This window comes from Terribacillus sp. DMT04 (assembly GCF_019056395.1).
Classification (GTDB): Bacteria; Bacillota; Bacilli; order Bacillales; family Amphibacillaceae; genus Terribacillus; species Terribacillus aidingensis_A.
This window is the reverse complement of the sequence record NZ_CP077639.1, coordinates 3,015,392-3,037,774: the sequence shown is the minus strand read 5'-3', so window position 1 is coordinate 3,037,774 and position 22,383 is coordinate 3,015,392. Positions and strand designations below refer to the sequence as shown.

23 protein-coding genes and 1 pseudogene are annotated in these 22,383 nt (G+C 43.3%); 11 read left to right on the top strand and 13 right to left on the bottom strand.

The annotated features are described in order from the left end of the window. Positions 1 to 20: 20 nt before the first annotated feature. A complete protein-coding gene (locus tag KS242_RS15705; protein ID WP_217322198.1) occupies positions 21 to 1,463 on the top strand; it encodes a glycoside hydrolase family 1 protein in 1,443 nt (480 codons plus the stop codon). Positions 1,464 to 1,506: 43 nt separating this feature from the next. Here the strand turns inward: KS242_RS15705 and KS242_RS15700 are convergent, their stop codons facing one another. The 4 genes from KS242_RS15700 to KS242_RS15685 are packed head-to-tail and all read right to left on the bottom strand — an operon-like array spanning position 1,507 to position 5,266. Further along, positions 1,507 to 2,574 carry an ABC transporter substrate-binding protein gene (locus tag KS242_RS15700; RefSeq protein WP_217322197.1) on the bottom strand — a complete coding sequence of 356 codons (1,068 nt, stop codon included), beginning with the start codon at positions 2,572 to 2,574 and terminating at the stop codon, positions 1,507 to 1,509. Continuing rightward, complete coding sequence (locus KS242_RS15695; RefSeq protein WP_371747642.1) at positions 2,571 to 3,332, bottom strand: ABC transporter permease; 762 nt, start codon at positions 3,330 to 3,332, stop codon at positions 2,571 to 2,573. Before KS242_RS15695 ends, KS242_RS15700 begins: the two co-directional genes overlap by 4 nt. A 37-nt stretch (positions 3,333 to 3,369) precedes the next feature. Continuing rightward, on the bottom strand, positions 3,370 to 4,179 hold the full coding sequence (locus tag KS242_RS15690; protein ID WP_217322195.1) for an ABC transporter permease: 810 nt from the start codon (positions 4,177 to 4,179) through the stop codon (positions 3,370 to 3,372). Next, the gene (locus KS242_RS15685; RefSeq protein ID WP_217322194.1) at positions 4,169 to 5,266 is read right to left on the bottom strand and encodes an ABC transporter ATP-binding protein; all 1,098 of its coding nucleotides are present in this window, start codon (positions 5,264 to 5,266) and stop codon (positions 4,169 to 4,171) included. Before KS242_RS15685 ends, KS242_RS15690 begins: the two co-directional genes overlap by 11 nt. 158 nt (positions 5,267 to 5,424) lie before the next feature. Between KS242_RS15685 and KS242_RS15680 the strand changes: the two genes are divergently transcribed. Next, entirely contained in the window at positions 5,425 to 5,721 is a 297-nt protein-coding gene (locus tag KS242_RS15680; RefSeq protein WP_217322193.1) for a hypothetical protein, read from the top strand. Positions 5,722 to 5,781: 60 nt separating this feature from the next. Here KS242_RS15680 and KS242_RS15675 read toward each other — a convergent pair whose 3' ends face one another. The 4 genes from KS242_RS15675 to KS242_RS15660 all read right to left on the bottom strand — a co-directional run bounded on the left by KS242_RS15675 (position 5,782) and on the right by KS242_RS15660 (position 9,135). Then, complete coding sequence (locus KS242_RS15675; protein WP_217322192.1) at positions 5,782 to 6,108, bottom strand: four-helix bundle copper-binding protein; 327 nt, start codon at positions 6,106 to 6,108, stop codon at positions 5,782 to 5,784. A 400-nt stretch (positions 6,109 to 6,508) separates the two neighbouring features. Further along, positions 6,509 to 6,940, bottom strand: a complete 432-nt coding sequence (locus KS242_RS15670) for a hypothetical protein (RefSeq protein ID WP_217322191.1) — start codon at positions 6,938 to 6,940, stop codon at positions 6,509 to 6,511. A gap of 99 nt (positions 6,941 to 7,039) precedes the next feature. Then, a complete protein-coding gene (locus tag KS242_RS15665; RefSeq protein ID WP_217322190.1) occupies positions 7,040 to 8,266 on the bottom strand; it encodes a glycosyltransferase family 4 protein in 1,227 nt (408 codons plus the stop codon). Positions 8,267 to 8,403: 137 nt separating this feature from the next. Beyond that, the gene (locus tag KS242_RS15660) at positions 8,404 to 9,135 is read right to left on the bottom strand and encodes a glycosyltransferase family 2 protein (RefSeq protein ID WP_217322189.1); all 732 of its coding nucleotides are present in this window, start codon (positions 9,133 to 9,135) and stop codon (positions 8,404 to 8,406) included. 86 nt (positions 9,136 to 9,221) lie between these two features. On the opposite strand from KS242_RS15660, the gene KS242_RS15655 reads away from it, so the two are divergent. Then, the gene (locus KS242_RS15655; protein ID WP_217322188.1) at positions 9,222 to 10,310 is read left to right on the top strand and encodes a glycosyltransferase family 4 protein; all 1,089 of its coding nucleotides are present in this window, start codon (positions 9,222 to 9,224) and stop codon (positions 10,308 to 10,310) included. Here the strand turns inward: KS242_RS15655 and KS242_RS15650 are convergent. From KS242_RS15650 to wecB, 3 genes are read right to left on the bottom strand one after another with little or no spacing between them, the layout of a single operon-like run. After that, the gene (locus KS242_RS15650; RefSeq protein WP_217322187.1) at positions 10,289 to 11,122 is read right to left on the bottom strand and encodes a dTDP-4-dehydrorhamnose reductase family protein; all 834 of its coding nucleotides are present in this window, start codon (positions 11,120 to 11,122) and stop codon (positions 10,289 to 10,291) included. The genes KS242_RS15655 and KS242_RS15650 overlap by 22 nt on opposite strands. Beyond that, positions 11,122 to 12,108 (bottom strand): polysaccharide biosynthesis protein, encoded by a 987-nt coding sequence (locus KS242_RS15645; protein ID WP_217322186.1) that lies wholly within the window; start codon positions 12,106 to 12,108, stop codon positions 11,122 to 11,124. Before KS242_RS15645 ends, KS242_RS15650 begins: the two co-directional genes overlap by 1 nt. Further along, the gene (gene wecB, locus KS242_RS15640; protein ID WP_217322185.1) at positions 12,101 to 13,192 is read right to left on the bottom strand and encodes a non-hydrolyzing UDP-N-acetylglucosamine 2-epimerase; all 1,092 of its coding nucleotides are present in this window, start codon (positions 13,190 to 13,192) and stop codon (positions 12,101 to 12,103) included. Before wecB ends, KS242_RS15645 begins: the two co-directional genes overlap by 8 nt. Positions 13,193 to 13,359: 167 nt before the next feature. Here wecB and KS242_RS15635 point away from each other — a divergent pair, with 167 nt between their 5' ends. The 6 genes from KS242_RS15635 (at position 13,360) to KS242_RS15610 (ending at position 18,125) form a co-directional block, all read left to right on the top strand. Next, entirely contained in the window at positions 13,360 to 13,806 is a 447-nt protein-coding gene (locus tag KS242_RS15635; protein WP_217322184.1) for a hypothetical protein, read from the top strand. A gap of 114 nt (positions 13,807 to 13,920) precedes the next feature. Continuing rightward, entirely contained in the window at positions 13,921 to 15,132 is a 1,212-nt protein-coding gene (locus tag KS242_RS15630; RefSeq protein WP_217322183.1) for a glycosyltransferase family 4 protein, read from the top strand. 14 nt (positions 15,133 to 15,146) lie between these two features. After that, positions 15,147 to 16,046, top strand: coding sequence for an NAD-dependent epimerase/dehydratase family protein (locus KS242_RS15625; protein WP_217322182.1), 900 nt, complete (start codon positions 15,147 to 15,149; stop codon positions 16,044 to 16,046). An 86-nt stretch (positions 16,047 to 16,132) separates the two neighbouring features. Beyond that, positions 16,133 to 16,756: a DUF1796 family putative cysteine peptidase gene (locus KS242_RS15620; protein ID WP_217322181.1), complete on the top strand. Its 624-nt coding sequence runs from the start codon at positions 16,133 to 16,135 to the stop codon at positions 16,754 to 16,756. A 12-nt stretch (positions 16,757 to 16,768) separates the two neighbouring features. Continuing rightward, positions 16,769 to 17,662 carry an NAD-dependent epimerase/dehydratase family protein gene (locus KS242_RS15615; RefSeq protein ID WP_217322180.1) on the top strand — a complete coding sequence of 298 codons (894 nt, stop codon included), beginning with the start codon at positions 16,769 to 16,771 and terminating at the stop codon, positions 17,660 to 17,662. A 91-nt stretch (positions 17,663 to 17,753) separates the two neighbouring features. After that, positions 17,754 to 18,125, top strand: a complete 372-nt coding sequence (locus KS242_RS15610) for a hypothetical protein (RefSeq protein ID WP_217322179.1) — start codon at positions 17,754 to 17,756, stop codon at positions 18,123 to 18,125. A 211-nt stretch (positions 18,126 to 18,336) separates the two neighbouring features. Here KS242_RS15610 and hisA read toward each other — a convergent pair. After that, positions 18,337 to 19,091, bottom strand: a pseudogene (gene hisA / locus KS242_RS15605) (phosphoribosylformimino-5-aminoimidazole carboxamide ribotide isomerase). Positions 19,092 to 19,168: 77 nt separating this feature from the next. After that, complete coding sequence (locus KS242_RS15600) at positions 19,169 to 20,686, bottom strand: glycosyltransferase family 2 protein (protein WP_254391734.1); 1,518 nt, start codon at positions 20,684 to 20,686, stop codon at positions 19,169 to 19,171. Between the two features lie 259 nt (positions 20,687 to 20,945). Between KS242_RS15600 and KS242_RS15595 the strand changes: the two genes are divergently transcribed. Beyond that, positions 20,946 to 21,614 (top strand): peptide-methionine (S)-S-oxide reductase MsrA, encoded by a 669-nt coding sequence (locus KS242_RS15595; RefSeq protein ID WP_217322178.1) that lies wholly within the window; start codon positions 20,946 to 20,948, stop codon positions 21,612 to 21,614. 9 nt (positions 21,615 to 21,623) lie between these two features. Next, positions 21,624 to 22,343, top strand: a complete 720-nt coding sequence (locus KS242_RS15590) for an N-acetyltransferase (protein WP_217322177.1) — start codon at positions 21,624 to 21,626, stop codon at positions 22,341 to 22,343. Positions 22,344 to 22,383: the final 40 nt, after the last annotated feature.

Sequence of the window (22,383 nt, the reverse complement as noted above, 5' to 3'; positions counted from 1 at the left end):
TTGTGAAGGAGAGAAAAACAATGACAAAAACGACAGTATTTCCAAAAGACTTCCTTTGGGGCGGCGCTACTGCCGCTAACCAAATGGAAGGTGGCTTCCATGAAGGGAATAAAGGTTTAAACATTGCAGATGTCCTGCCAGGTGGTAAGCAGCGCCTGCGCATATTAGCTGAACCTGGCTTTAATTTTGAAATAGATACAGACAAGTATACGTATCCAAACCACGAAGCAATTGATTTCTATCACCGCTATAAAGAGGATATTGCGTTGTTCGCCGAAATGGGCTTCAAGGTATTCAGGATGTCGATTGCTTGGACGCGTATTTTCCCGCAAGGCGATGAGCTGGAGCCAAATGAAGAAGGACTGGCGTTTTATGACCGTGTATTCGATGAACTGCATAAGCATGGCATCGAGCCAGTTGTCACGATTTCGCATTATGAGATGCCGGTTAACTTGGTAAAAGAATATGGCGGCTGGAAGAACCGGGAAGTTATCACATTCTTTGAACGCTACGCAAAAGCTGTGCTGGATCGTTATAAAGATAAAGTGAAATATTGGATGACATTCAACGAAATTAACAGCGGACTTATCATGCCAATTATGAGCCTTGGATTCTCCATCCAGCCTGGTGAGCATAAATATCAGTCTGTTGTACAAGGGCTTCATCATCAGTTTGTAGCTAGTGCAAAAGCAGTACAATATTGCCATGAAGTGAACCCTGAAGCACAGATTGGCTGTATGATCATTTATGCACCTGTTTATGCCTTTGACAGCAATCCGGAAAATGTGTTTTATGCCAATCAGGAAGCACGCCTGTTCAATAACTATTGCGGCGATGTGATGGTACGCGGTTCTTACCCAGCTTTTGCTAAGCGTTTCTTGAAGGAGCAAGGGGTAGAACTTGAAATTGCAGAAGGTGACTTGGAAGCAATTCAAAATGGAACAGTTGATTATATCGGCTTCAGCTACTACATGTCCCGTACTGAGAAAATGAAGAAATCTGAGGAAGAAAAGGCGCAGGGGAATTTTATGGCCGGTGTGAAGAATCCTTTCCTTCAAGCAAGTGACTGGGGCTGGGAAATTGATCCACTAGGTTTGCGAATTGCACTGAATGATCTGTATGATCGTTATCAAGTACCATTATTCATTGTTGAGAATGGTCTTGGTGCGTATGACAAAGTGGAAGAAGACGGCAGTGTTAATGACGATTATCGCATTGCATACTTACGTGATCACATCCAAGCAATGGGAGAAGCGATAGAAGACGGTGTTGATTTGATGGGCTATACAAGCTGGGGCTGCATTGACTTGGTGAGTGCATCTACTGGGGAGTATTCGAAGCGTTACGGTTTCATTTATGTGGATAAGCACGATGATGGAAGCGGTACACTAGAGCGAAGCAAGAAGAAATCCTTCCATTGGTATAAAAAAGTAATTGCGTCAGATGGAGCGGACTTGTCCTAATATAAAGCGAAAAGGCATGTGTCACTAGACACATGCCTTTTGCTTATTCCATTTTAAATTTGAGGAATAATTCATTAAAGCGACCCAGCTTCTCTGGTCCAAGGTTCTCATAAACTTCGAGCCGTTCCGTTTGTTCAGGTGATGGGTAGAAACGTTTGTCATTCACCATTTCTTCTGGCATATATTGTAATGCTTCCTCATTCGGTGTGGAATAGCTTACGTACTCGGTGTTTTTTGCTGCAACTTTCGGATCGAGCATGTAATTAATAAACGCATGTGCAGCATCAACATTCTTGGCTGTTTTTGGTATAACCATATTATCAAACCAAAGATTGGAACCTTCTTCTGGAAGCACATAATCTAAATCTTCATTTTCCCCCATGATTTCGGATGCATCACCGGACCAAACAACGCCGATAGACGCTTCGCCGGATGCAAGCAGCATCTTGTTCTCATCGCCAAGCAGTGCTTTCACATTCGGCTTTAGAGAGACTAGCTTATCATAAGCCTCTTGCAAATGATCGGGATCTGTATCATTCAGCGAATAGCCAAGGCTGTTTAGTCCCATGCCGATAATTTCACGAGAACTGTCGGTGAAAATAATTTCATTCTTTAAAGCTGGATTCCAGAGATCATTCCAGCTGTTTATCTCCATACCGTCCAGTTGTTTACTGTTATAAACAATTCCTACGGTTCCCCAGAAGTAAGGAATTGAATATTTATTATCCGGGTCAAATGATAAATCTAAGAAACGTTCGTCAATATATTTCAAGTTCGGAATCTTGCTATGATCAATTGGCAGCAGCAGATCTTCTTCTTTCAGCTTTTCAATCATATACTCAGAAGGAACGGCAATATCATAGCTTGTACCGCCTTGCTGAATTTTTGTCATCATCGCTTCATTGGTATCAAATGTTTCATAAATGACCGTGATACCAGTTTCTTCTTCAAAGCTGTCTAACACTTCAGGGTCAATATAGTCGCCCCAGTTATACACAGTAAGCGTATTGTTGCCCGAGTAGCCTTGCGAGGCATTCAAACGGGAGATTGTGAAAAGCAGAATACCGCATACTGCCAGAATTACGACAGCCAAACGAACAAGTTGTTTCATTTGTACACCTCCACATCAGGTGCTTTCTTGGTCCGGTTTGTAATTAGATAATAAATAACCACGATGACCATTGTTATGAGAAAGATAATGGTGGACAGTGCATTTATATCTAATGAAATACCACGTCTTGCTAACGAATAGATCTCTACTGACAATGTTGTAAAGCCATTCCCGGTTACAAAGAACGTAACGGCAAAGTCATCCAGTGAATAAGTTAACGCCATAAAGAAGCCGGCGAATATTCCAGGAGTGATATAAGGTATCACTACCTTGGTCATGACTTCCCAGCGAGAAGCGCCTAAGTCTCTTGCTGCATCCAGAAGAGATGGACTCATCTCCGAAATCTTTGGCAGGACCATCAGCACAACAATCGGAATGCTAAAAGCGATATGCGAAAGCAATACCGAATAAAAGCCAAGTTTTAAGCCTGCTATTGTGAACAATATTAGAAAAGAGGCACCGATAATAACATCCGGACTGACAATGAGTATATTGTTCAAAGACAATAGACTGTCTTTCGCCCGGTGAGAACGCACCTTATTAATCATCATAGCACCCAGCACACCTATAATCGTTGAAATCAAAGCAGACAGCAGCGCAATAACAACTGTATTCAACACAATAATAAGCAGTCTGGTGTTCTGAAACAGCTCGCGATACCAATCAAGCGTAAAGCTTTCAAATCCATACATTGTTCCGCCGCTGTTAAAGGAATAAAAGATTAAATAAAAGATTGGTAAGTAAAGCAGTGCAAACATAACAATTAAAAATATCCGTGACAGGGGAGAAATTCTCTTATCCACGTGCTCTCCTCCTTTTTGTTCCAGTTGCAAACATAACAATGAACATAAAGATGATCAGGAAGACGGCAATTGTTGATCCCATGCCCCAATCCTGCGTGACAAGGAATTGCTGTTCGATTGCGGTACCGAGTGTAATAACTTGGCTGCCTGCAATAAGACGAGTCAGCATAAACAAAGACAATGCCGGAATGAATGTAATCTGACATCCTGCTTTCACACCATCAATTGTTAGCGGGAAGACAATTCTTCGGAATGTCGTCCAGCGGGAAGCGCCTAAGTCGTTTGCTGCATCCAAGTAGGTTGGATTCAGCTTGTCCAACGAGTTAAAGATAGGCAGAATCATAAACGGAATGAAAATATATACGGCAACGAACACAAAGCTGAAATCCGTGAATAACAGCTGTCTGGATCCGATACCTACTGCTTCAAGCAATTTATTTGCCATCCCGTAGGTGCCGAAAATACCAAGGAAAGCATAAGCTTTCAACAACAAATTAATCCAGCTTGGCACAATTATTAATAGCAGCCAAAGCTGCTTGTGTTTTAGCTTTGTCAGCAAGTAAGCTGTTGGGTAAGCAAAGAGCAGCGTAACAAGTGTAATCAAAAATGCATACCAAAATGAACTTAATGTCATTTCCAAATAGATTGGAGTAAAGAAATTTTGATAATTTGTTAGTGAGAAATCACCATTCAAGTCTTGGAAAGAATAATACAACACGAGCAGAATCGGTGCGATAACGAAGAAAGCGATCCAGATAATATAAGGGACCATATACAGACTGCGAGTTGATTTATTCTCCATCACTGTATGCCTCTAGTCGTTTATCAAATTCTTCTTCTGTTTCATTCAGACGCATAACGTGAATGGCCTCCGGCTCGAAGGCGAGACCGATTTCTTCGCCGACTACTGCTTTCTTCGTTGAATGGACAAGCCATTCATTTCCAGCTTCATCATAGCTGGAAATTTCATAGTGAACGCCGCGGAACAGCTGGGAATCCACTTTAACGCGCAAATTACCGGAATCTGCGCTTGTTATATGCAAATCCTCGGGTCTGATGACAATTTCGATAGGTTCATTCGGCTGTAAACCTTGGTCTACACAAGCAAATCGCTTGCCGGTGAACTCTACTTCATAGTCACGGATCATCCGTCCATCAACAATGTTGGATTCTCCGATAAAGTCTGCCACAAAGCGGTTGATTGGCTCATCGTATATATCCGTTGGCGTGCCGCTTTGCTCAATTTTACCGTTATTCAGGACAAATATCTCATCTGAAAGTGCCAATGCTTCTTCTTGGTCATGGGTAACGAAGATAAAGGTGATGCCAAGACGCTGCTGCATCTCACGTAACTCGTACTGCATCTCCGTACGCAATTTCAAATCAAGAGCTGATAATGGCTCATCCAGAAGGATTACTTCCGGCTCATTGACGACAGCGCGAGCAATAGCCACACGCTGGCGCTGTCCGCCAGACATTTCGCTGATTTCCCGTTTTTCGTAGCCTGCAAGATTAACAAAGCGCAATGCTTCGGTTACTTTTTCGTCAATCTGCTTTTGCGGCATTTTCTTAATGCGCAAACCGAAAGCGACGTTCTCAAAAACGTTTAAGTGTGGAAATAGAGCATAGTCCTGGAATACCGTATTTACAGAACGCTTATTGGCAGGTATTTTGTTTAGCGGTTTCCCATCAAACAGCATATCGCCAGAAGTCGGTTCTGTGAAACCGGCAATCAAACGGAGTATCGTCGTTTTTCCGCAGCCCGAGGGACCTAGAAGGGTATAAAATTTACCCCGCTCAATCTCGAAACTGACGCTGTCTAAGATGGTGGCTTCTTTATCGTATTGCTTTATGACATTGTTGAATTGAATGATCGGCTTCTTTGTCATTGTCATCTCCCTTGTTTCTACTACGTATTTTAAAAAACTAGACGTACCATTATACGACAGAATATGCTAGTTGAATAGAACTTTTTCTGTATGAAACATTTTCCGGTATGATACGTATATGTAAGTAAGTGAAAAGGTGTATAGAGAGGCGGAATAGAATGTCTGCAGTGAGAACGATGAAACTGATTACTGGAATTATGGAAGCTATCTTGGCAGTTCCTGTTTTAGGTGCAATTATTATTGTATCAAATGGCTGGATGCCTTTGATTATCATGCTTGTTTTGCATATTATTGCACTTCTGTTGGCTGTCCGGGTGCAAGGACCGCTTGGCGGCAGTATTGTAGGGATAGTTGCTTCCTGTCTCGGCTGGATTCCTTTTGTCGGCTGGATCCTACATGCCGCAGCAGCGATTGTCTTGCTGGTCGAGTCTTTTTCAAGACGGCTTCAGCGCTAAACTTAGCATACCCAGAATAATGAAAAAGACTGCCTAATAGAAATGGCAGTCTTTTTTGCATTACGCTGCCATTGTACGGCAAGCATCTGCACACGCAAAGCACACATCCGCGCAATCTTGGCAATGTTTTGCTTCGTGCTGGCGGCAGATTTCGCCGCAAGCTTGGCATACTTCTGCGCAAAGAGTGCACACTTGCTCGGCAAACGGACTGTTTCGCTGCATCGATTGAACAGCAAACGCACACATATCCGCACACTCGCGATCCATCCGGATGCAATCTGCCATCATCTTAACGTTATCTTCCAATAAGCACGCGTCATAACAGCTGTTGCACGCTTCCATGCATTCGATGCAGGCTTGGATACACTTCTCATAGTTCGGGTTCATTATGGTACCTCCTCTGTTATTACGGTACCTGTTTACCCTGCCCGAATCGCTTTCTAACATGAAAAAGTATGTAGAAAACGGCACCTTATACAGATGCCGTTAGCTATTTATTAATAAGGGAATGGCGGGGAAGGAGGTGTCAGGAATGAGGCACCCCATCTTGTGCCACCTTCACATTTGTGATCACATTTGTCGCAATCACACGCATGTTTTTCCTCTTCTTTTTCGCAGCATTCTTCTTGCTTGCATATATATTTGCGTCTCGGTTTAATCTTGCAGTCTGGCCAATAATAACCCATATAGTTCACCACCTCTCTACAATACAATATGAAAGCAGCGACAGATTAGGCAGGGCTATTAGAAAAGAGGACAAGCAAAATTTGCTCATCCTCTTGAAGTTTTACTCGGCAAACGAAATTCCGTTAAAGCTCTCTGGACCTACTCGAATCGCTCCAATTAAGTTCGTTGATACGAACGCAGTATACGTGAGCTGCCCGCTCGCTGGCGGTGCAACGTTAATGTCTGATCCATTAAAGTTAAACGACTGCGGTCCAAGTATTTGCAGGTCTAGGTTGTAAACAGCTGAAAATACAGTTGGATCTGTTGGTGCTGTACCTCGTACGATTCTAACTGTCACGCTAGTCAGCAAAGGAAGCAGGGGAAGCTGTATAGAGATGATGCCGCTTAGCTGTGTTCGAATCGGAGTTGTTGCTTCTGTTACGACTAGACCAATCTGACCAAATAAAACTGGTGTACCGGTTGCAATCGGTGAGGCAATGGAACCGGACGTACTAGCATTCTGGGATGTTCTTGCATCAAGAAGTATAGTCATGGTGATGTCCTCCTTTCTAATGAAGATACTTTATTGTATGATTCGTACTCCATTGTGAAAGGGACAGCCAACCCATGGCAGGTGATTCGATTTTCAGGTTCACTCCGGAAGCCCGAGTGCTTTTTTGTATAAGTTGATGGTGTTGTTTCCCATATTTATAAGCGACCATTGCTGTTCGGCCCAATGTTTCGCTTGGTTGCCGAGCTGTTGGCGAAGTGGAGCGTCTTGAAGCAAACGAGCTAGCTGCTGTGCCAGACTTTCTGGATTACCAGTCTCTGAGAGCAGTCCAGTTACACCTTCTTGCACCATCTCAGGTAAGCCGCCGGCATCGCTGACAACTACAGGCAGACTGCTAAGCTGTGCTTCTATAACGGAGTACGGCTGTGTATCCTGCAGACTTGGTGAAACAAAGATATCGGCAGTATCCAGAAAGCCCTTTACATTTGGTATGGAACCAAAGAGTTTAATGTCTGCTGACAGACCTGCATCCTTAATTTGATTCTTAATTGATTTAACAGCATCTCCGCTGCCAAGTATCCAGCATTCCCAATCTGGTGTGACTGCTTTTAGCTGTCTCAAGGCCTCCACCAGAATGTGCACACCTTTCACTTGGACAATTCTTCCCGCAAACAAAATAACGGGTTTCTTCTTAGCGGGTATAAGCTCTAGCTGCTGCGGACTCTGCCGGAAAGCTTCTATATCTATTCCATACGGAAATTGAACAAATCGTTGTTCTGATAGGTGATGCTGCTGCATAATATCCAACTTCGTAATATTGGCTGGTGTGTGGATCAACTCACTAACATGACAGCCTATATGCTCCAAGTGCACGTTATATTGGTATTCAAAGCTCTCATATAGTTCTGCAGGTTCTATTTTTGGATGACGTCCTTTAATTGATAGCGCTATTTCCTTTGAAAGATAGCCGTGAATACTTGTAACGATAGGAATGTGAGCAGGTTTTATACGGTCGATAGCAGCTGCTGCAATGATATCTTGTGCGTGAATTATCTCGTATTTGGATAAGTCTAATGCCAGCCCGGTTAATTCCAAGCTATATTTCAAAACCTCTGTTAGATAAATGGATGTGTATGATTCCAGCTTTGGAAAAGACGCCAGCATCTGCTCTTCGATAATAGGCTTGACGTCGGCCGCTTTAAAAGGAGCTTCTTGGCCAATAATTCGATATTCTGTCATTTCTTCATTTTGTGCCAGGATATCAACTTCATGTCCGTTTCTTGTTAACTCATTGCGGAGGTTTCTTACAACTGTCCATAATCCTCCGACATACGGAAGCGGATAATAGGAAATAATCAAGATTTTCATATACATCAGCTCCCTAGTTTGTTTTTCCGTATCGTTTCATAAGCGGAAGGAGTCGGTGATCAGGTATGCGGTAGCCAGGAGGGGCAAGTTTAATTAAGGAAGCTATCTGCTTCTTTTTCATCGTACAATCTCCTTCTTTAATAGAATGTAGGGTGTTGTTGCAAGTAATCTTCGAGAATCGGACGATAATGTGTTTCGATTGTGTTCATTTCATGTATGATTTGCGGCTGATATCTGGAAGTTCCGGATTCCTCGTGGGAACGGAAATGAATGAGCGGCTGGTCAATGTAATGCATACGAAAACCGCTTAGCAGGATTCGGAACCATAAATCATAATCGTGTGTATATAAAAACCCAGGGTTGAAGGCCCCGGTAGTATCTAAAATGTCTTTACGGATTACAATCGTGCATCCGTTGACAGGATTTACTGTCAGGAAGGTTTCGTAAACTTCTCTTAGATTATTTGTAGGAGAAAAGCGTTTGCCGCACCAAGGAATATAAACTTGATTATCTTTGTCCATCAGATGGTAGTTGGAAAAGCAGACTGGCGCTTTGTTGGCTAACATATAGTCCATTTGCACTTGAATCTTATGCGGCAAAAACATATCGTCAGAGCTTAGCCAGGCTATATATTCCCCGGTGCTATGCTGAATGCCGTAGTTAAGTGCAGTGGCTGTTCCGCCATTATCTTTTCGAATATAAGTGATCTGCTCCATATAAGGCTGAATTTTATCAACCTCTTCCGTAGATCCATCGTCTACTACGATGACTTCTATATTTGGGTATGTTTGATCCAAAGCACTTTGAATCGCGATAGGAACATATTTATCATTGTAAAAAGGGATAATAATCGTTACTTTCGGCAGCATTGCCGCGTCCTCCTAAATATCATATTTTTTCTGCCTCCAGCATAAGCATGAAATGGATATTGTACGCCTAGTAAAGGAGGCAGAACATGAAAGTGTTATTTGTATTTTACGTTCCAAGCGGTGGCGTAGAGACGCTTAATCGGCAGAGAAGAGCTGCGCTGGAATTGGAAGGTATCTCTGCACACTTTTTGTATTATGAAAAACGTCGTGAACTCGTAAATGACCACGGAGCGCCGGTGTATATAACAAACGAAGATGCAGACATCAAGCAGATTTTCGACGCGAATAATTTCGATGCAGCTGTTGTCACATCTGATTTCTTGAGTTTTGCACGTTTTCGAAGACTCGGGTTTACAGGCAAGCTTATATTAGAATCGCAAGGATTTGGACCTAAAGAAGTTGCTTACTCACAACTTGAGCTGGCAGTACCGCTTGTTAACAGTTATGCAAATGGGTTGCTGCATCCAATGACACAACATATTGCAGATATATACCAGCATTTTTATCCGACAACACCGACGTTTGGGTTTGACATCTGCTTCGATACGGACAGCTTTGCGTACATGGCTGGAACAGCTGCCGACCAACCAATCATCGCATGGATAGGCAGATTAGAAGACAATAAAAACTGGCGGGAGTTTCTCCTGATTGCCCATAAACTGTTAACGGAATATCGGCAGGATTTGCAGTTTTATATGTTCCATGATCCTTCGCTTGCGGCACAAAGTGAAAATGACGACTTTGAACAGATGCTGGACAGTTTGCAGCTGCGAGCGCATGTGTCCATTTTCCCGGATGTTCCGCATACCGATATGCCTTATTACTTCTCTTTAATAGGTGATTCAGGCGGTTTCTTACTATCAACATCCAAGGTAGAAAGCGCTGGGTATGCAGTAATAGAAGCTATCAGCTGCACCTGCCCTGTACTAACGACAGATTCAGATGGCGTACGCCGAGCAGTTATTCATAATCAAACAGGGAAATATTACGATATAGGTAATCCTGATTCAGCGCTTCGAGAAGCGAAAGAATTAATAGTTAATATAGATCAGCGTACGTATATTCGCGAGAACGGACTTCGGCATGTGAAGGAAAGGTTTAGTCTTAATAACTATGCAAGCTCGTTTAAGCAAATGCTGCTGGACTTAGGCATTCAGGATACGAGCAGCGGATAAATTTGCCGTTGTTCCTCCACCATTTCACGAAAGCTTGGTACAGCATATGCAGGTGATTTTCTGGTGTTTACAATGGTTCTATCCAGCACATGAGCGGCATCCGGGATAATGTGGATGTCGTTCTTTTGATAGACCTCTTTGAAAAGCTGCAACAGGTCGTGTTTGCTTATTTTATTTTCAGGACAAAGGTGGAATAACCCGCTTGTTTGCTGTTGAATGAAGAAGTCTGTTGCTTTGGCTAGCTCGAGTGTTGTTACGCCATTCCAGTAAACGTTCTCAAATCCTTTAATTTGTCCGCTTTGATTCATAAACCAATGAAACAGACCAATACCGTCTTGTTTTAGCTCGGGTCCGATAATCGACGTTCGAATAGTCAGGTGCGGTGCTGTTGTGATTTCACCAAGCTGTTTGGATTGTGCATAAACAGAATCTCCATCACGGAAGTCTGATTCTTTGTATTGTCCCGTTTTACCGGAGAAGACACAATCTGTGCTAATTTGAATCAAACGCCCCTGTTTTCTGTCCATGAAAGCAGCAAGCTGGTGAGGCAGCAGACTGTTTACTCGGAAAGCTAAGAGTGGGTTTTGCTCTGCAGCCTCATTTAGAATACCGGTACAGTTGATAACAACGGCCGGTTCTAAGGCATTAATCAGCTGTTCTACTGCAGAAGTGTCAACTGCATCCAGGTAAATACTATTCTTATCCGTTCGATCGCGGGAAGTATAATACACATCGTAATCCGGCTTCTTGCGCAGGTAACTGTACATTACATGCCCCGCCATTCCCTTTCCGCCGAGGATAAGTATTTTCATTAAATAAAACCACCTTTTGCGAGCATGCTTTGGATTTCTTTTAGTGAAAGCAGGTTCTGGCTGGAATTGTAATCAGTAATCTCCACTTTTTTATAACCTTTATACTGGTCTTTAATTGCTTCTGTTTTGATATCTGGCAGGATAACAAAGTAGCGATCATCATAAACAATTGCCGAATTGCTTTCATTAATCGTCAATAATAACTCATGAATTTTCTCTCCAGGACGAATGCCTAACGTTTCAAACTCAATATCCTTTGTGCCAGAGGCGTCCATTAATACTTTTGCAAGATCTGTAATCTTAATAGCAGGCATCTTCATTATGAAGATTTCGCCGCCTACAGCTTCAAAGGTTGCTTTGAATACAAGTTTGATGGCGTCTTCTACTGTTAAGAAGAAACGTGTCATTTCTGGATCGGTGATGCCGATTTTGCCTTTTTGACGAATTGCTTTCTTGAAGACGTGAATGACACTTCCGTTTGTTCCAAGTACGTTTCCACCCCGAATACATACGAAAGTTGTGTTTGCATGAAGTGTATTTGCGTGTGTAATCAATCTTTCTCCCATTGCCTTGGAGAGGCCATAGAAGTTGGCAGGATCGGAAGCTTTGTCGGTTGAGATGTAAATTACTTTATCGATTTTATGATGAATGGCTGCATCAATAACATGCTGTGTTCCTAATACATTAGTCTTAAGCGCTTCCAGCGGCTGATCTTCACATACTGGTACGTGTTTAAGTGCTGCAAGGTGGAATAAATAGTCCACGCCTTCGGTTGCTTCAATTAATGCTTCGCGGTCACGGATATCGCCGATTTTGAAATGCAGCTTCGGGTTGTTGTCAAATTCGTGCTTCATTGTAAACTGATGTGATTCATTACGGGAGAAGATACGTATCTCTTTCGGGCGGTGAAGCAGCAGCTGTTTGACAAGCTCATATCCCCAAGAGCCCGTTCCTCCAGTAATAAAAATTGTTTTATCTTTAAACAATCTTCAAACCTCCTAAAATAATTTTGATCACCTTATCCGATACATTTGGGTCAGCATATCCTTTTGGAAACTCCCAATCTTTGGTGGCAGCAGCCATTATGAGTGCGGACCGTGCAATCGCCGTAGTGTCGATACCTGAAACGATATTGCTGCCGCAAGCGACAGTTTCAGGCCGTTCTGTCGTTTTGCGTACTGTCACTGTTGGTACGTGGAACAGACAGCATTCTTCTTGTACCGTTCCGCTGTCGGTCATTGCCAGCAGTGCATGTTTTTCGAGTGTCACAAAATCAAAGAAACCAAATGGCTGATGGAACTCAACGAGCGGACTTACAGTCACGTCATTTAGCTGACTGATCTTTGATTGCGTCCGTGGATGGATGCTGCAAATCATGCGCTTATTTAATTGCTCAGCTGCAGCGCTTAATCCGTTGATAATCGTCCGCAGTTTATCCGGATGATCTACATTTTCTGCGCGGTGTATGGTTGTCAGCAAATAGGATTGTTTCTTCAGCTTTAGTTCTTTAAGAATTCGACTTTTTTGAATGCTGGCAGTGTATTGATTAAGCACTTCAAAGATTGGATTTCCGGATACGACGATGCGATTCGCCGGAAGACCTTCGCGCAGTAAGTTTTCTCTGCTGCCAGGTGTATAAGGCAGGTTAAGGCTGGAGATTGCATCAATAACACGTCTGTTCTTCTCCTCTGGCACCTCCAAATCAAAACAGCGGTTGCCTGCTTCCATATGGATAACTGGTATGTGCATCCGTTCTGCGAGCAAAGCGCTGAGAGCGCTGTTTGTGTCTCCTAACACAAGTACTTTATCCGGTCTCTCCTTTTCCAGGATGACCTCCAGCTCCTTATACATCGTTGCCAGCTGCTCGCCTAATGTCTGCTGGCTCTGTGACAAAATGTAATCCGGCTTTCGGATATGCATTTCATCAAAAAATACATCACTTAAATTGGAGGTGTAGTTTTGACCGGTGTGTACAAGTACGTGCGATTCTGCCAGCAAATCTAGTTTTCTGATTATGATAGATAGCCGGATAATTTCGGGGCGTGTTCCTAAGACAGTTAAAACCTTCACAAGTAACCTCCTTTAAAACCGCTAGCTGCAAGCGTATTTTCGTTGATTAGTATATGGATAGATTGTGAAAGGGATTGGATAGATACACAGGAATGACATTTTTTTTCTTGTCAGCAATAACAAAGGAGCGGGATGTTCATATACTGGCTGTGGAAAGGATGATAAAAGTGCCGAAAAAAATACCTACGCGACTATATGGCAGAAGAGCAATGGGTCCTTCCGCAGGAGGAACCATTTGGGGAGGGGCGTTTTCACCTACGAGAGGCTTTCCGGCGACGTTTCCTGTGGCATCTTCGAAAGCAGCAGAACCGATAGACGAAGTTCCAGCACCCGAACCTGTTCCTCCAGTTGATGCAGTACCCCCAACAGAAGTGCAGCAGCCAGCCGTGCCATTAGTGGTTCCTCCTACAACAGAAGTGCAGCAGTCAGCAATACCATTAGCGGAACCACCAGCTGAACCAAATTTTGTGCCAGCAACTCCAGTTCCATACCAGCCAGAACAGATAAACGGTTTTAAAACGGAGTTGAATGCTGACGGAACCAGGTCTATTTTCATTAACAGCAGCCGAATCACCATACCTGATCTCGACATTTTAGCTGCTATTCCGGATTGATTAAGCTTCCTGCTGAGGCAGGGGGCCTTTTTTGTACCAAGCACACGCTTCAAGTTTCGCCATATACTGTTAAGGGCTTATTAATGGGCGTTTATTCGTATGGGAGGTAATACAATGAAAATCTTGTTAGCAACATATTGGTCCATTCCGCATTTGGGCGGGGTATGGAATTATCTTTCTCAGCTGAAAAGCAGACTGGTGGATCTGGGTCATACTGTTGATATTATGGGGTATGGCGGAGAGAACACGTATATTCAAGTCTCTGGACACGAACAGACTATCCCAAAGGAACGTTGGTCTGCTTATGTGTATAGCACCCTCCAGAAGAACAGTTTCCCAAAAGTGTATTCAAATCACTTAGTCGAATACACAGAAGTGCAGCGGTACACATATGAACTAGCCGCCGCAGAATTTGGGCTCGCTGATTATGACATCATTCACACGCACGATGTCATTTCCACCGTGGCATTGGATCGAGCACGTCCTGAAGGTGTTCCGCTTATCGCCACGCTGCACGGCCTGGTATCTCATGAAATACGTCATCAGCTTACAACCATTCATAAATCTCCGACATCCAATCTTGCACGTGCCTACTTTGATGAGATTGAGAGATTAGGAGCTTCTAGTGCAGATGTGACAATTACAGCCAATGAGTGGCTGCAGAAAATACTAGTGGAAGAATTTGGAGTACCTGAAGATAAATTCGAAAAACTGCATTATGGATTCTCGGTGGAACGTTTCCAAGAAGAGCAAGCCAAACCAACAACAATGCAAACGCCGCCAGGAAAGAAAGTAATTATCTATGCGGGCAGACTTATTGAACTCAAAGGTGTTCATTATCTTATTGAGGCATTAGCATCCTTAAAAGAACGTGATGATTGGGTGTGCTGGATTGTCGGAGATGGCAATCGAAAGCAACATTTGCAAGCTCAAGTGACGAGTTTAGGGTTGGGTGATAAGGTGCTTTTCCTTGGAAAGCGAGAGGACGTTCCAGTTCTATTAAAATTAGCGGATATTAGTGTGCTTCCAAGTTTGATGGATAACCAGCCTCTTAGTGTGATTGAATCACAGGTTAGCAGTAAACCTGTTATTGTGACAGACGCGGGCGGACTGCCTGAAATGGTTGAACATGGGGAAACAGGCTTAATCGTACCTAAAGGGGATGCACCAGCTTTACAAGAGGCAATTGAAACATTGCTGGAAGATGATGACTATCGTAAGCAGCTCGGAGAACAAGCCCGAGAATGGGGCCTGCAGCATTGGTCAATGGATGTAGGCGTAGAACGACTCTTAGAAATTTATAAACGCTTTGCACCAGACAGCTGATCAGGAGGTCCATCATGAAAATAATTGTGACTGGCGGAGCAGGGTTTATCGGTTCCCACCTTGTGAAGACACTACAAGGTGAGGGGCATGAGGTGGTCATTTTAGATGATCTCTCAGCTGGAAATACTGATATGCCGCAGGATATAAAGTTATATCAATTTGATGTTAAAAGCGCAGATGCGTATCGAGCCGTCATTGAAGAGCAGCCTGACATACTGTTCCATTTAGCAGCGCAGGCAGATGTGACAAAAAGCATATTAAATCCAGTGCAAGATGCAGATGTAAATATTGGCGGTACGATTAATATGCTGGAAGCGAGCCGTACCGCAGGGGTAAAGAAATTTATTTTTGCGTCCACATCTGCTGTCTATGGTGACATCGAGAAAATACTGGTCCATGAAGAGGATAAAGCAAACCCCATCTCTTATTATGGTTTATCCAAATTATCTGCTGAGAAGTACATTCAGCTATTTCATCAATTTTATCAGCTTCCATACACAATTCTCCGTTACGGAAATGTTTACGGACCAGGTCAGAAGCCGAAGGGAGAAGGAGGCGTTGTAGCGGTGTTCTTAGAAAAATTAAAGCGAAAAGAACCAATCATGATTCACGGAGATGGCACCCAATCCAGGGACTTTATCTTTGTGAGTGATATCGTTACAGCTAATATTGCTGCCATGCAGAAGCAAGAAAGCGGTATTTACCATGCTAGTACGGGTATCAGCGCATCGATTCTTGATTTAGTGGAGTGTTTCAAGCAGATACATCCTTCCTTAGACATGCAATTCACTTCCAGTCGTTCAGGAGACATTTCGCACAGCTGCCTTAGTAATGATAAAGCTGTTGCGCATCTAAAATGGCTGCCAACTACATCTCTTACGGATGGTATCAGGAAGGCATGGCTCCAGATGTAATTTTCTTTAAACTGGACGGTTTGCTCTTCCAGAAACAAAACGAGTGAATCTAATAGATAGAGGAGATTGCAAAAGGAGGGATATATGTGGGGAATGATTTGTTAAAAGGCGGCTATGATGCTGTGTTTAGTCTTGGAGATCTTTGTCTTGGAGCAATCCAAATGAAGAAAAATAAGCTTCGGCCATTTTCAGGGCCGCTTGATTGGATGGGCTCACCGCTGCTGCCTAATGTAATACAGCTGTTTGAGAAGCGTTTCGTCGATTTTATGCTGCACGAAAACCTGCGTATTGTCGGTCACGCTACAACAGATATGCTGCTTGTTTCAGATGACAGGAATCTTATTATGTCGAATCATGATTTTCATACAGCAGAGAACAGTTTGACACAGCTGGCGGCATATCCACAAGTGAAGCAGAAGCTGGATCGCCGTGTGAATCGGCTGCTGGAAAAACTCCTTACAGCGCAGCGTATTTTATTTGTTCGCACGAATGCAACAGTGGAGGATACGGCAGAACTGCAGCGTGTGCTCCGTTCCATAATTGAACATGATTTCCGAATTCTTGTCGTGAACCATGGTCCGGTTTCCGGGATTGTCGAAAAGCACTGGCCGATAGATAACGTTTATAGTGTAGAGCTGCCAGACAATGAAATATGGGAAGGGAATAATGCACTCTGGAAACAGTTGTTTCAAGATGTACATTTGGTGTAACAGGAGGTATGTATGGAAAAGCGGATCCTAATTACAGGGGCAAGCGGTTTTACCGGTCGTCATACAGTAAAGCATTTCCTGGAAAAAGGGTATGCTGTCGATGCGGTAACAAGGAAAACGAAGCTTGATGACATTGGAGAGAAGCTGACAATTCATACACTGGATTTGACGGAGAAAGCTGCCGTACATGCACTATTGGAAAAGATAAGACCAGACTATATTCTCCATCTTGCAGGAGAGAATAGTGTGCCTGCATCTTGGGAGACACCGTTAAAAAGCTGGCAGGCAAATGTGGAATCTACACTTTATATAGTGGAAGCTATTCGAGCCATTAAGATACCAGCTCGTGTGGTCGTTGCTGGAAGTGTGCTGCAAGATGACGCAGCCAGCTTAGTATCGCCTAAGCACCCATACAGTCTAACGAAAACATTGCAGACGACGGTAGGTCTCGCGTGGCATAATCTGTTTGGCGCAGATGTTATGATTGCCAAACCTTCTAATATAATTGGCCCGGGTAAATCAAATGGTGTATGTACATTATTTGCGAAACAAATCCGTCAGCTAAAGGAAACAGGTGAAGTGCAGTTTCAAGTTGGCGATGTCACAGTAACAAGAGATTTTATTGATGTGAGAGATTTGGCGGAAGCTTACGAAGTGTTGTTTCTGCATGGGAAAGCTGGAGAAACGTATGAAATCACCTCGGGACGATGGGTTTCATTAGGAGAAGTTTTGTCGGTACTTCGACAAGTGAGCAGCTACAATTTCTCGATACATGCGAAAACTGAGGCAGCAATTGAAGCAAAGCTGTCAATGACAGCAGAAAAAATACGTGCACTTGGCTGGGAGCCGATGCGTACGCTTACTGCTTCTTTAACAGATGTATGGGAATACACAGCCAAGCATTAGATTGTTCACACTTTCTTTACACACAATCCATGGTGTAAGCGTTGTATTTCGTACACCTTTGCCATATAGTGAACCCATAGGAGGTGTTTATATGGGGATTTTTGATTCCTTTAAGGAACTTATCGGTAGCAAGATAAGTGATATTGCACCAGAAGAGCTTGTTAATAAAGCAGGTGAACTGCTGAACGGAGAGCAAGTATCCGAGCAAGCGCAGCAAGCGGTTGATTCTGTGTCAGAAGCAGCGGGTGTTGACAATCTGACTGCTCAGGCTAGTGATTTGGCACAGCAAGGAACAGAGCTCGGACAAGAGGCTGCGGACCAAGGTACAGAAGTGTTGGAAGGTGCTGCAGCTCAAGGTACTGAAGCAATACAAAATATGACAGAACAAGCCAATGAAGCAGCAGGGAGCATTACCGAGAAAGCACAGGATTTACTTTCAAGTTTCACAGATAAATGGAAATAAGAGAGAGGCTGAGACATAACTGTTTAAGCTATATAAAAATCCAAACAATACTGCAATTAACAGCAGCGTTGTTTGGATTATTTGTATTGGAAATTTAGATGAGCGCATCGCTTGGGAGATATACTCCGCTTTCCTAGTTTAGTCAAGTATCTATTCATAGCTTTTTAATAAAGGTTATAGCCTTTTTTTGGTATAGGAAATAAACCTCGTTTTAGTTATTCTCTTTCGCTAAAACATCAGTCAATGGAACATCACCGCCGAATAAGTCGAGTGCACTTCCGATTGTGTAACACATGTTATCATTTGTTAGTTTTCGGAAGAGGTCGATATCTTCTAAGGAACGTATTCCCCCGGCATATGTTGCTGTGACGGGCATGTGGGTGGCCAAATGACGGACGAGCTCTTCTTGGATGCCGTTTCGTTTTCCTTCTACATCGACGGCGTGAATAAGAAATTCATCGCAATAGGCGGCAAGCGTCGTCAAATTTCAGCGTTAACTTCAAAATTGCTTCGTTTTGTCCATCGATCTGTGGCAACGAACCATTTTCCATCATAGTAGGTACAGCTCAAATCAATAACTAGCCTTTCTTTGCCGACTGTTTTTGTTATTTTTTGCAGTCTGTTTTCATCTAGGATCCCGTCATGAAAAATGTAAGAGGTGACGATAACATGACTTGCACCAGCTTCCAGATAAGCTGCTGCATTTTCAGAATTGATGCCTCCTCCGATTTGCAATCCGCCGGGATAAGCTTGAAGCGCTTGTTTTGCTGCTTGCTCATTACCAGGTCCAAGCATGATAACATGCCCTCCAGAAACTTGCTTTTCTTTAAATAAGGCGGCATAGTGTGCGGCGCCATGAGAAGATACAAAGTTCTCTACTACTTTATCATGTTCTGACGTGATGGAAGAACCGACGATTTGCTTCACTTGCCCATTATGTAGATCAATACAAGGTCGAAATAACAAGGCGATCCCCTTCTTTCTGTCTATTGCTCCAAGTATAAAGCAAAAAAGCCGCCAAATGGAAGGGCGGCCTGTATCTGTTATGCTTGATGTCTGCCTCGAAGTGTCCAGATCTGATAAATCATAATAAGCGACATAAAGATGGTCAAACCAGTCAACCCAATCCATCCTGCCATCAAGTACGGGCTTGTCGCAGCTTGGACTGCTTCGCTCGTTAGGTAATCGCGGAAATAATAGCAAGCAAAGATGACAAGACTAACGCCTAACAGCAAAGCAAGTACACCTTGGACGAGCTTGCTTTTCGTTTTTCCAGCTTCTGCTTGGTATTGGTTTGCCCAGCCATCCTTTTTGTCATTGGATAGCTTTTCGGCCCATACTTGAGCGAATGTCATGAGATTTACCCAGAGGTAGATTTCGGGACTTATGAGTAAAAAGGCGAGTATTACGTCAATGGGTCGGTGCATTGGTGTTTTTAATGCCAGAATCGTATTTAATATAGAAGCAAGTCCAATCGGTATTACCCATATCCATGACCACTGAAATTGATCAGTTGCAATTGCTGCACCGAGCATTAATACAAAAATGACGCGAACGAGCAAATCCATTAATGATTTCAGCTGAGAGCGCCACAAATGGCCAGTATGCCTTGATTTCAACATCAAATCACGATCGGTGAGCAAGCTGACAGTACCAGAACTCCATTTTACACGCTGATTACGGAATGTATGATAAGAGCGCATTGCATCAACAAAACAGCGTGCGCGCGGACTAACGAGTGTTTTCCAGCCGTTTTTCTGCAGCTGCCACGTTAGCAGCATATCCTCTACATCGGAGTCGTTTTGCCAAGGACCGTCCAGTTTATTGCTTTGCATCACTTCATATAATGCCTCTGGTCTGAACAGTGTCGCCTGGCCGCCAAGCACATAGGTACTGCCGCCTCGATATTGGAGGTTGAGGAGCCAGCTTGCCATATCTTGCTTCTGTTGATGTGTCCACCATCTAGCCATTGGACCGCCATATTCGCCGCTGTAGAGCTTCTCTTCATAATAAGGATCATCTTTCGAGAGAAGGCTTTTCTTTTTGGGCATGCGCATTGTATATTTAGCCATCACACCGCCAATATTACGGGCGCTCATTAATCCGTCCCATAAATACTGAAGTGCTCGGGGAGCCAAACGGCTATCAGCATCCATTCCGAGTATTCCTTTCACAGAACGCTGGTAAGCTATCTCATAATCTGTTCGTTCCATCTCAAAAATATCCATATTATCGCCGTAGATATTCTTCCAGACAGCATTCAGCGCTCCAACTTTTCGCTGTTTGTTATTTTCTGTTACGATAATATTAATAGACAACCCGAGTTCTTCGCCTGTTTCCTGGGCAATTTCTTCGGTGCGATCCGTACAATTATCTGCTACAACAAAGACGTCAAGTTCGACACCGCTAGGCAGTACCTGCTCTTTCAATCCCATCAAGCAATCGTGAATGGCCTTTTCTTCATTATGGGCTGGGATAAAAGCTACAATTCGCGGACGCATATATGTGCGCTTGATTTTAGATAAAGTACGTGTTTCCGTGCTGCCTGGAACAGTGATCATGTTACTTGCTTCCTCCTTTTGAGTTAAGCGAGCAGGCTTATAGGAAGTTAACGCATGTTGTAAAAAGATACACAAAGTGAATCTGCTCATTCTTATTTACTGGTTCTTAAGTCACATAATAGCATATGAGAACGCTGTTGGATGACAGAATCGTTAGTCAAATAAAGGGGTGATTCGCTAACTATAGGTCAACTCTTGTTGAATAATGTGGATTTCATTTACAGTTCTTTTGTTCTAATGTTAAAGGAGGTATAGGCAAATGGATACAAACATACAAGAGATAGAACAGCATATGCTGGAAAACAGACGAACAGATACGCTTGTTTTCGGAATGGGATGCTTCTGGAGTCCGGATGCAAATTTCGGACAGCTGCCAGGAGTTCTTCATACGCGTGTTGGTTTTGCGGGTGGAACAAAATTAAACCCGACATACCGCCAGATGGGAGATCATACGGAGACAGTGGAAATAACTTATGATTTGGATATGGTATCCCTTGAGGAGCTGCTGCGTAAATTTTGGCAGAATCACAATCCAAATCGACCTGTGTATAAGGAAAGACAGTATATTAGTCTTTTGCTTTATCGTAATGCGGATCAAAAACGTGTGATGGAAATGGTAAAGCTGCATTTGGAAACAGAACAAGATGAAGCGATATATACAGAAATAGCGCCGCTGCATCAATTCACCGAAGCGGAGCCTCATCATCAAAAATACTACTTAAAACGGTTTAAAAGAGCGACAGAACAGCTGATGACTTGTTTTCCGGATGAAGCTAACTTTCATCATTCGACAATCGTGGCACGGCTGAATGGATTTGTTAGAGAGTACGGGACATTAGCAGCGATTAAGCAGGAAGTCACGCAGTGGGACATCTCAGAAGAAGAGATACTGCAACTTCAACAGCTGCTCAATCGTTTGAAATGGTAGGTGCTCGTGATGCCATTTGAGTACCGTATATTTCCTAGTCAAATTGATATAGAACAAGTTGATAAAGGTGCGAGTGTTCAAGAACTTTACGGTGTGCTGGAAAAAGCAAATGCAGATATAAACCAACGTCCTGCTTTTAGTGCTAGAGTTATTGTATATACAGAGGATGAAAGTTATGACACTTTTCATAATGTGCTGCTCGATTATGCATATAATCTGTTCGCTAAAAAGTATGCCTATCAGAAGCAGTTGGTGAATGAGCAGGCACTTCCTACTTACTATCGATGGGAAGCTGTCGGAAGTGGGAAAACTACTGAAAGCAAATTTTTAGAAGTTTGGGAAGCGTGTATGACGGACTCGGCAAATCAAGCATCCACACACTCAGCAAAAGTTCAACTCCATGATGTAAAAGCCCTTCTGGGAGATGCATGGCAGTTCAGCTGCCGTATTATCTATCAAGGTGACCTTCCAATTGCTGTAACGATTCCGCATTTGGAACCAGGTAAGACTGGGGAAGGGCGCATCTATTATATTGGCAGTTTGCCAAGTGTGCGCGGACAAGGAGTAGGGCGGCTTGTTCATGCGGCTAGTTTATATATGCTACAAGAGATGGGAGCTGCGGTATATAAAGGCAGTACGCATGCTGCTAATGTACCAATGCAGTGTGTTTTCCAGAGTAATGGCTGTATAGAAGGAAAGCGAATCGCAACGTATTACAAGGGAATGTGACACCTAAACTTGTCCTATTTCGGTATACTAGAAGAGAAAG

What these genes read in the sequence shown, in the direction of transcription:
- KS242_RS15650 (WP_217322187.1), bottom strand. Translation starts at nt 11,122, where the DNA reads ATGAAAATACTTATCCTCGGCGGAAAGGGAATGGCGGGGCATGTAATG.
- KS242_RS15675 (WP_217322192.1), bottom strand. Translation starts at nt 6,108, where the DNA reads ATGAACCCGAACTATGAGAAGTGTATCCAAGCCTGCATCGAATGCATG.
- KS242_RS15610 (WP_217322179.1), top strand. Translation starts at nt 17,754, where the DNA reads ATGGGGATTTTTGATTCCTTTAAGGAACTTATCGGTAGCAAGATAAGT.
- KS242_RS15680 (WP_217322193.1), top strand. Translation starts at nt 5,425, where the DNA reads ATGTCTGCAGTGAGAACGATGAAACTGATTACTGGAATTATGGAAGCT.
- KS242_RS15655 (WP_217322188.1), top strand. Translation starts at nt 9,222, where the DNA reads ATGAAAGTGTTATTTGTATTTTACGTTCCAAGCGGTGGCGTAGAGACG.
- KS242_RS15630 (WP_217322183.1), top strand. Translation starts at nt 13,921, where the DNA reads ATGAAAATCTTGTTAGCAACATATTGGTCCATTCCGCATTTGGGCGGG.
- KS242_RS15590 (WP_217322177.1), top strand. Translation starts at nt 21,624, where the DNA reads ATGCCATTTGAGTACCGTATATTTCCTAGTCAAATTGATATAGAACAA.
- KS242_RS15615 (WP_217322180.1), top strand. Translation starts at nt 16,769, where the DNA reads ATGGAAAAGCGGATCCTAATTACAGGGGCAAGCGGTTTTACCGGTCGT.
- KS242_RS15695 (WP_371747642.1), bottom strand. Translation starts at nt 3,332, where the DNA reads ATGTTTGCACTGCTTTACTTACCAATCTTTTATTTAATCTTTTATTCC.
- KS242_RS15595 (WP_217322178.1), top strand. Translation starts at nt 20,946, where the DNA reads ATGGATACAAACATACAAGAGATAGAACAGCATATGCTGGAAAACAGA.
- KS242_RS15685 (WP_217322194.1), bottom strand. Translation starts at nt 5,266, where the DNA reads ATGACAAAGAAGCCGATCATTCAATTCAACAATGTCATAAAGCAATAC.
- KS242_RS15600 (WP_254391734.1), bottom strand. Translation starts at nt 20,686, where the DNA reads ATGATCACTGTTCCAGGCAGCACGGAAACACGTACTTTATCTAAAATC.
- KS242_RS15625 (WP_217322182.1), top strand. Translation starts at nt 15,147, where the DNA reads ATGAAAATAATTGTGACTGGCGGAGCAGGGTTTATCGGTTCCCACCTT.
- KS242_RS15670 (WP_217322191.1), bottom strand. Translation starts at nt 6,940, where the DNA reads ATGACTATACTTCTTGATGCAAGAACATCCCAGAATGCTAGTACGTCC.
- KS242_RS15690 (WP_217322195.1), bottom strand. Translation starts at nt 4,179, where the DNA reads ATGGAGAATAAATCAACTCGCAGTCTGTATATGGTCCCTTATATTATC.
- KS242_RS15705 (WP_217322198.1), top strand. Translation starts at nt 21, where the DNA reads ATGACAAAAACGACAGTATTTCCAAAAGACTTCCTTTGGGGCGGCGCT.
- KS242_RS15665 (WP_217322190.1), bottom strand. Translation starts at nt 8,266, where the DNA reads ATGAAAATCTTGATTATTTCCTATTATCCGCTTCCGTATGTCGGAGGA.
- KS242_RS15660 (WP_217322189.1), bottom strand. Translation starts at nt 9,135, where the DNA reads ATGCTGCCGAAAGTAACGATTATTATCCCTTTTTACAATGATAAATAT.
- KS242_RS15700 (WP_217322197.1), bottom strand. Translation starts at nt 2,574, where the DNA reads ATGAAACAACTTGTTCGTTTGGCTGTCGTAATTCTGGCAGTATGCGGT.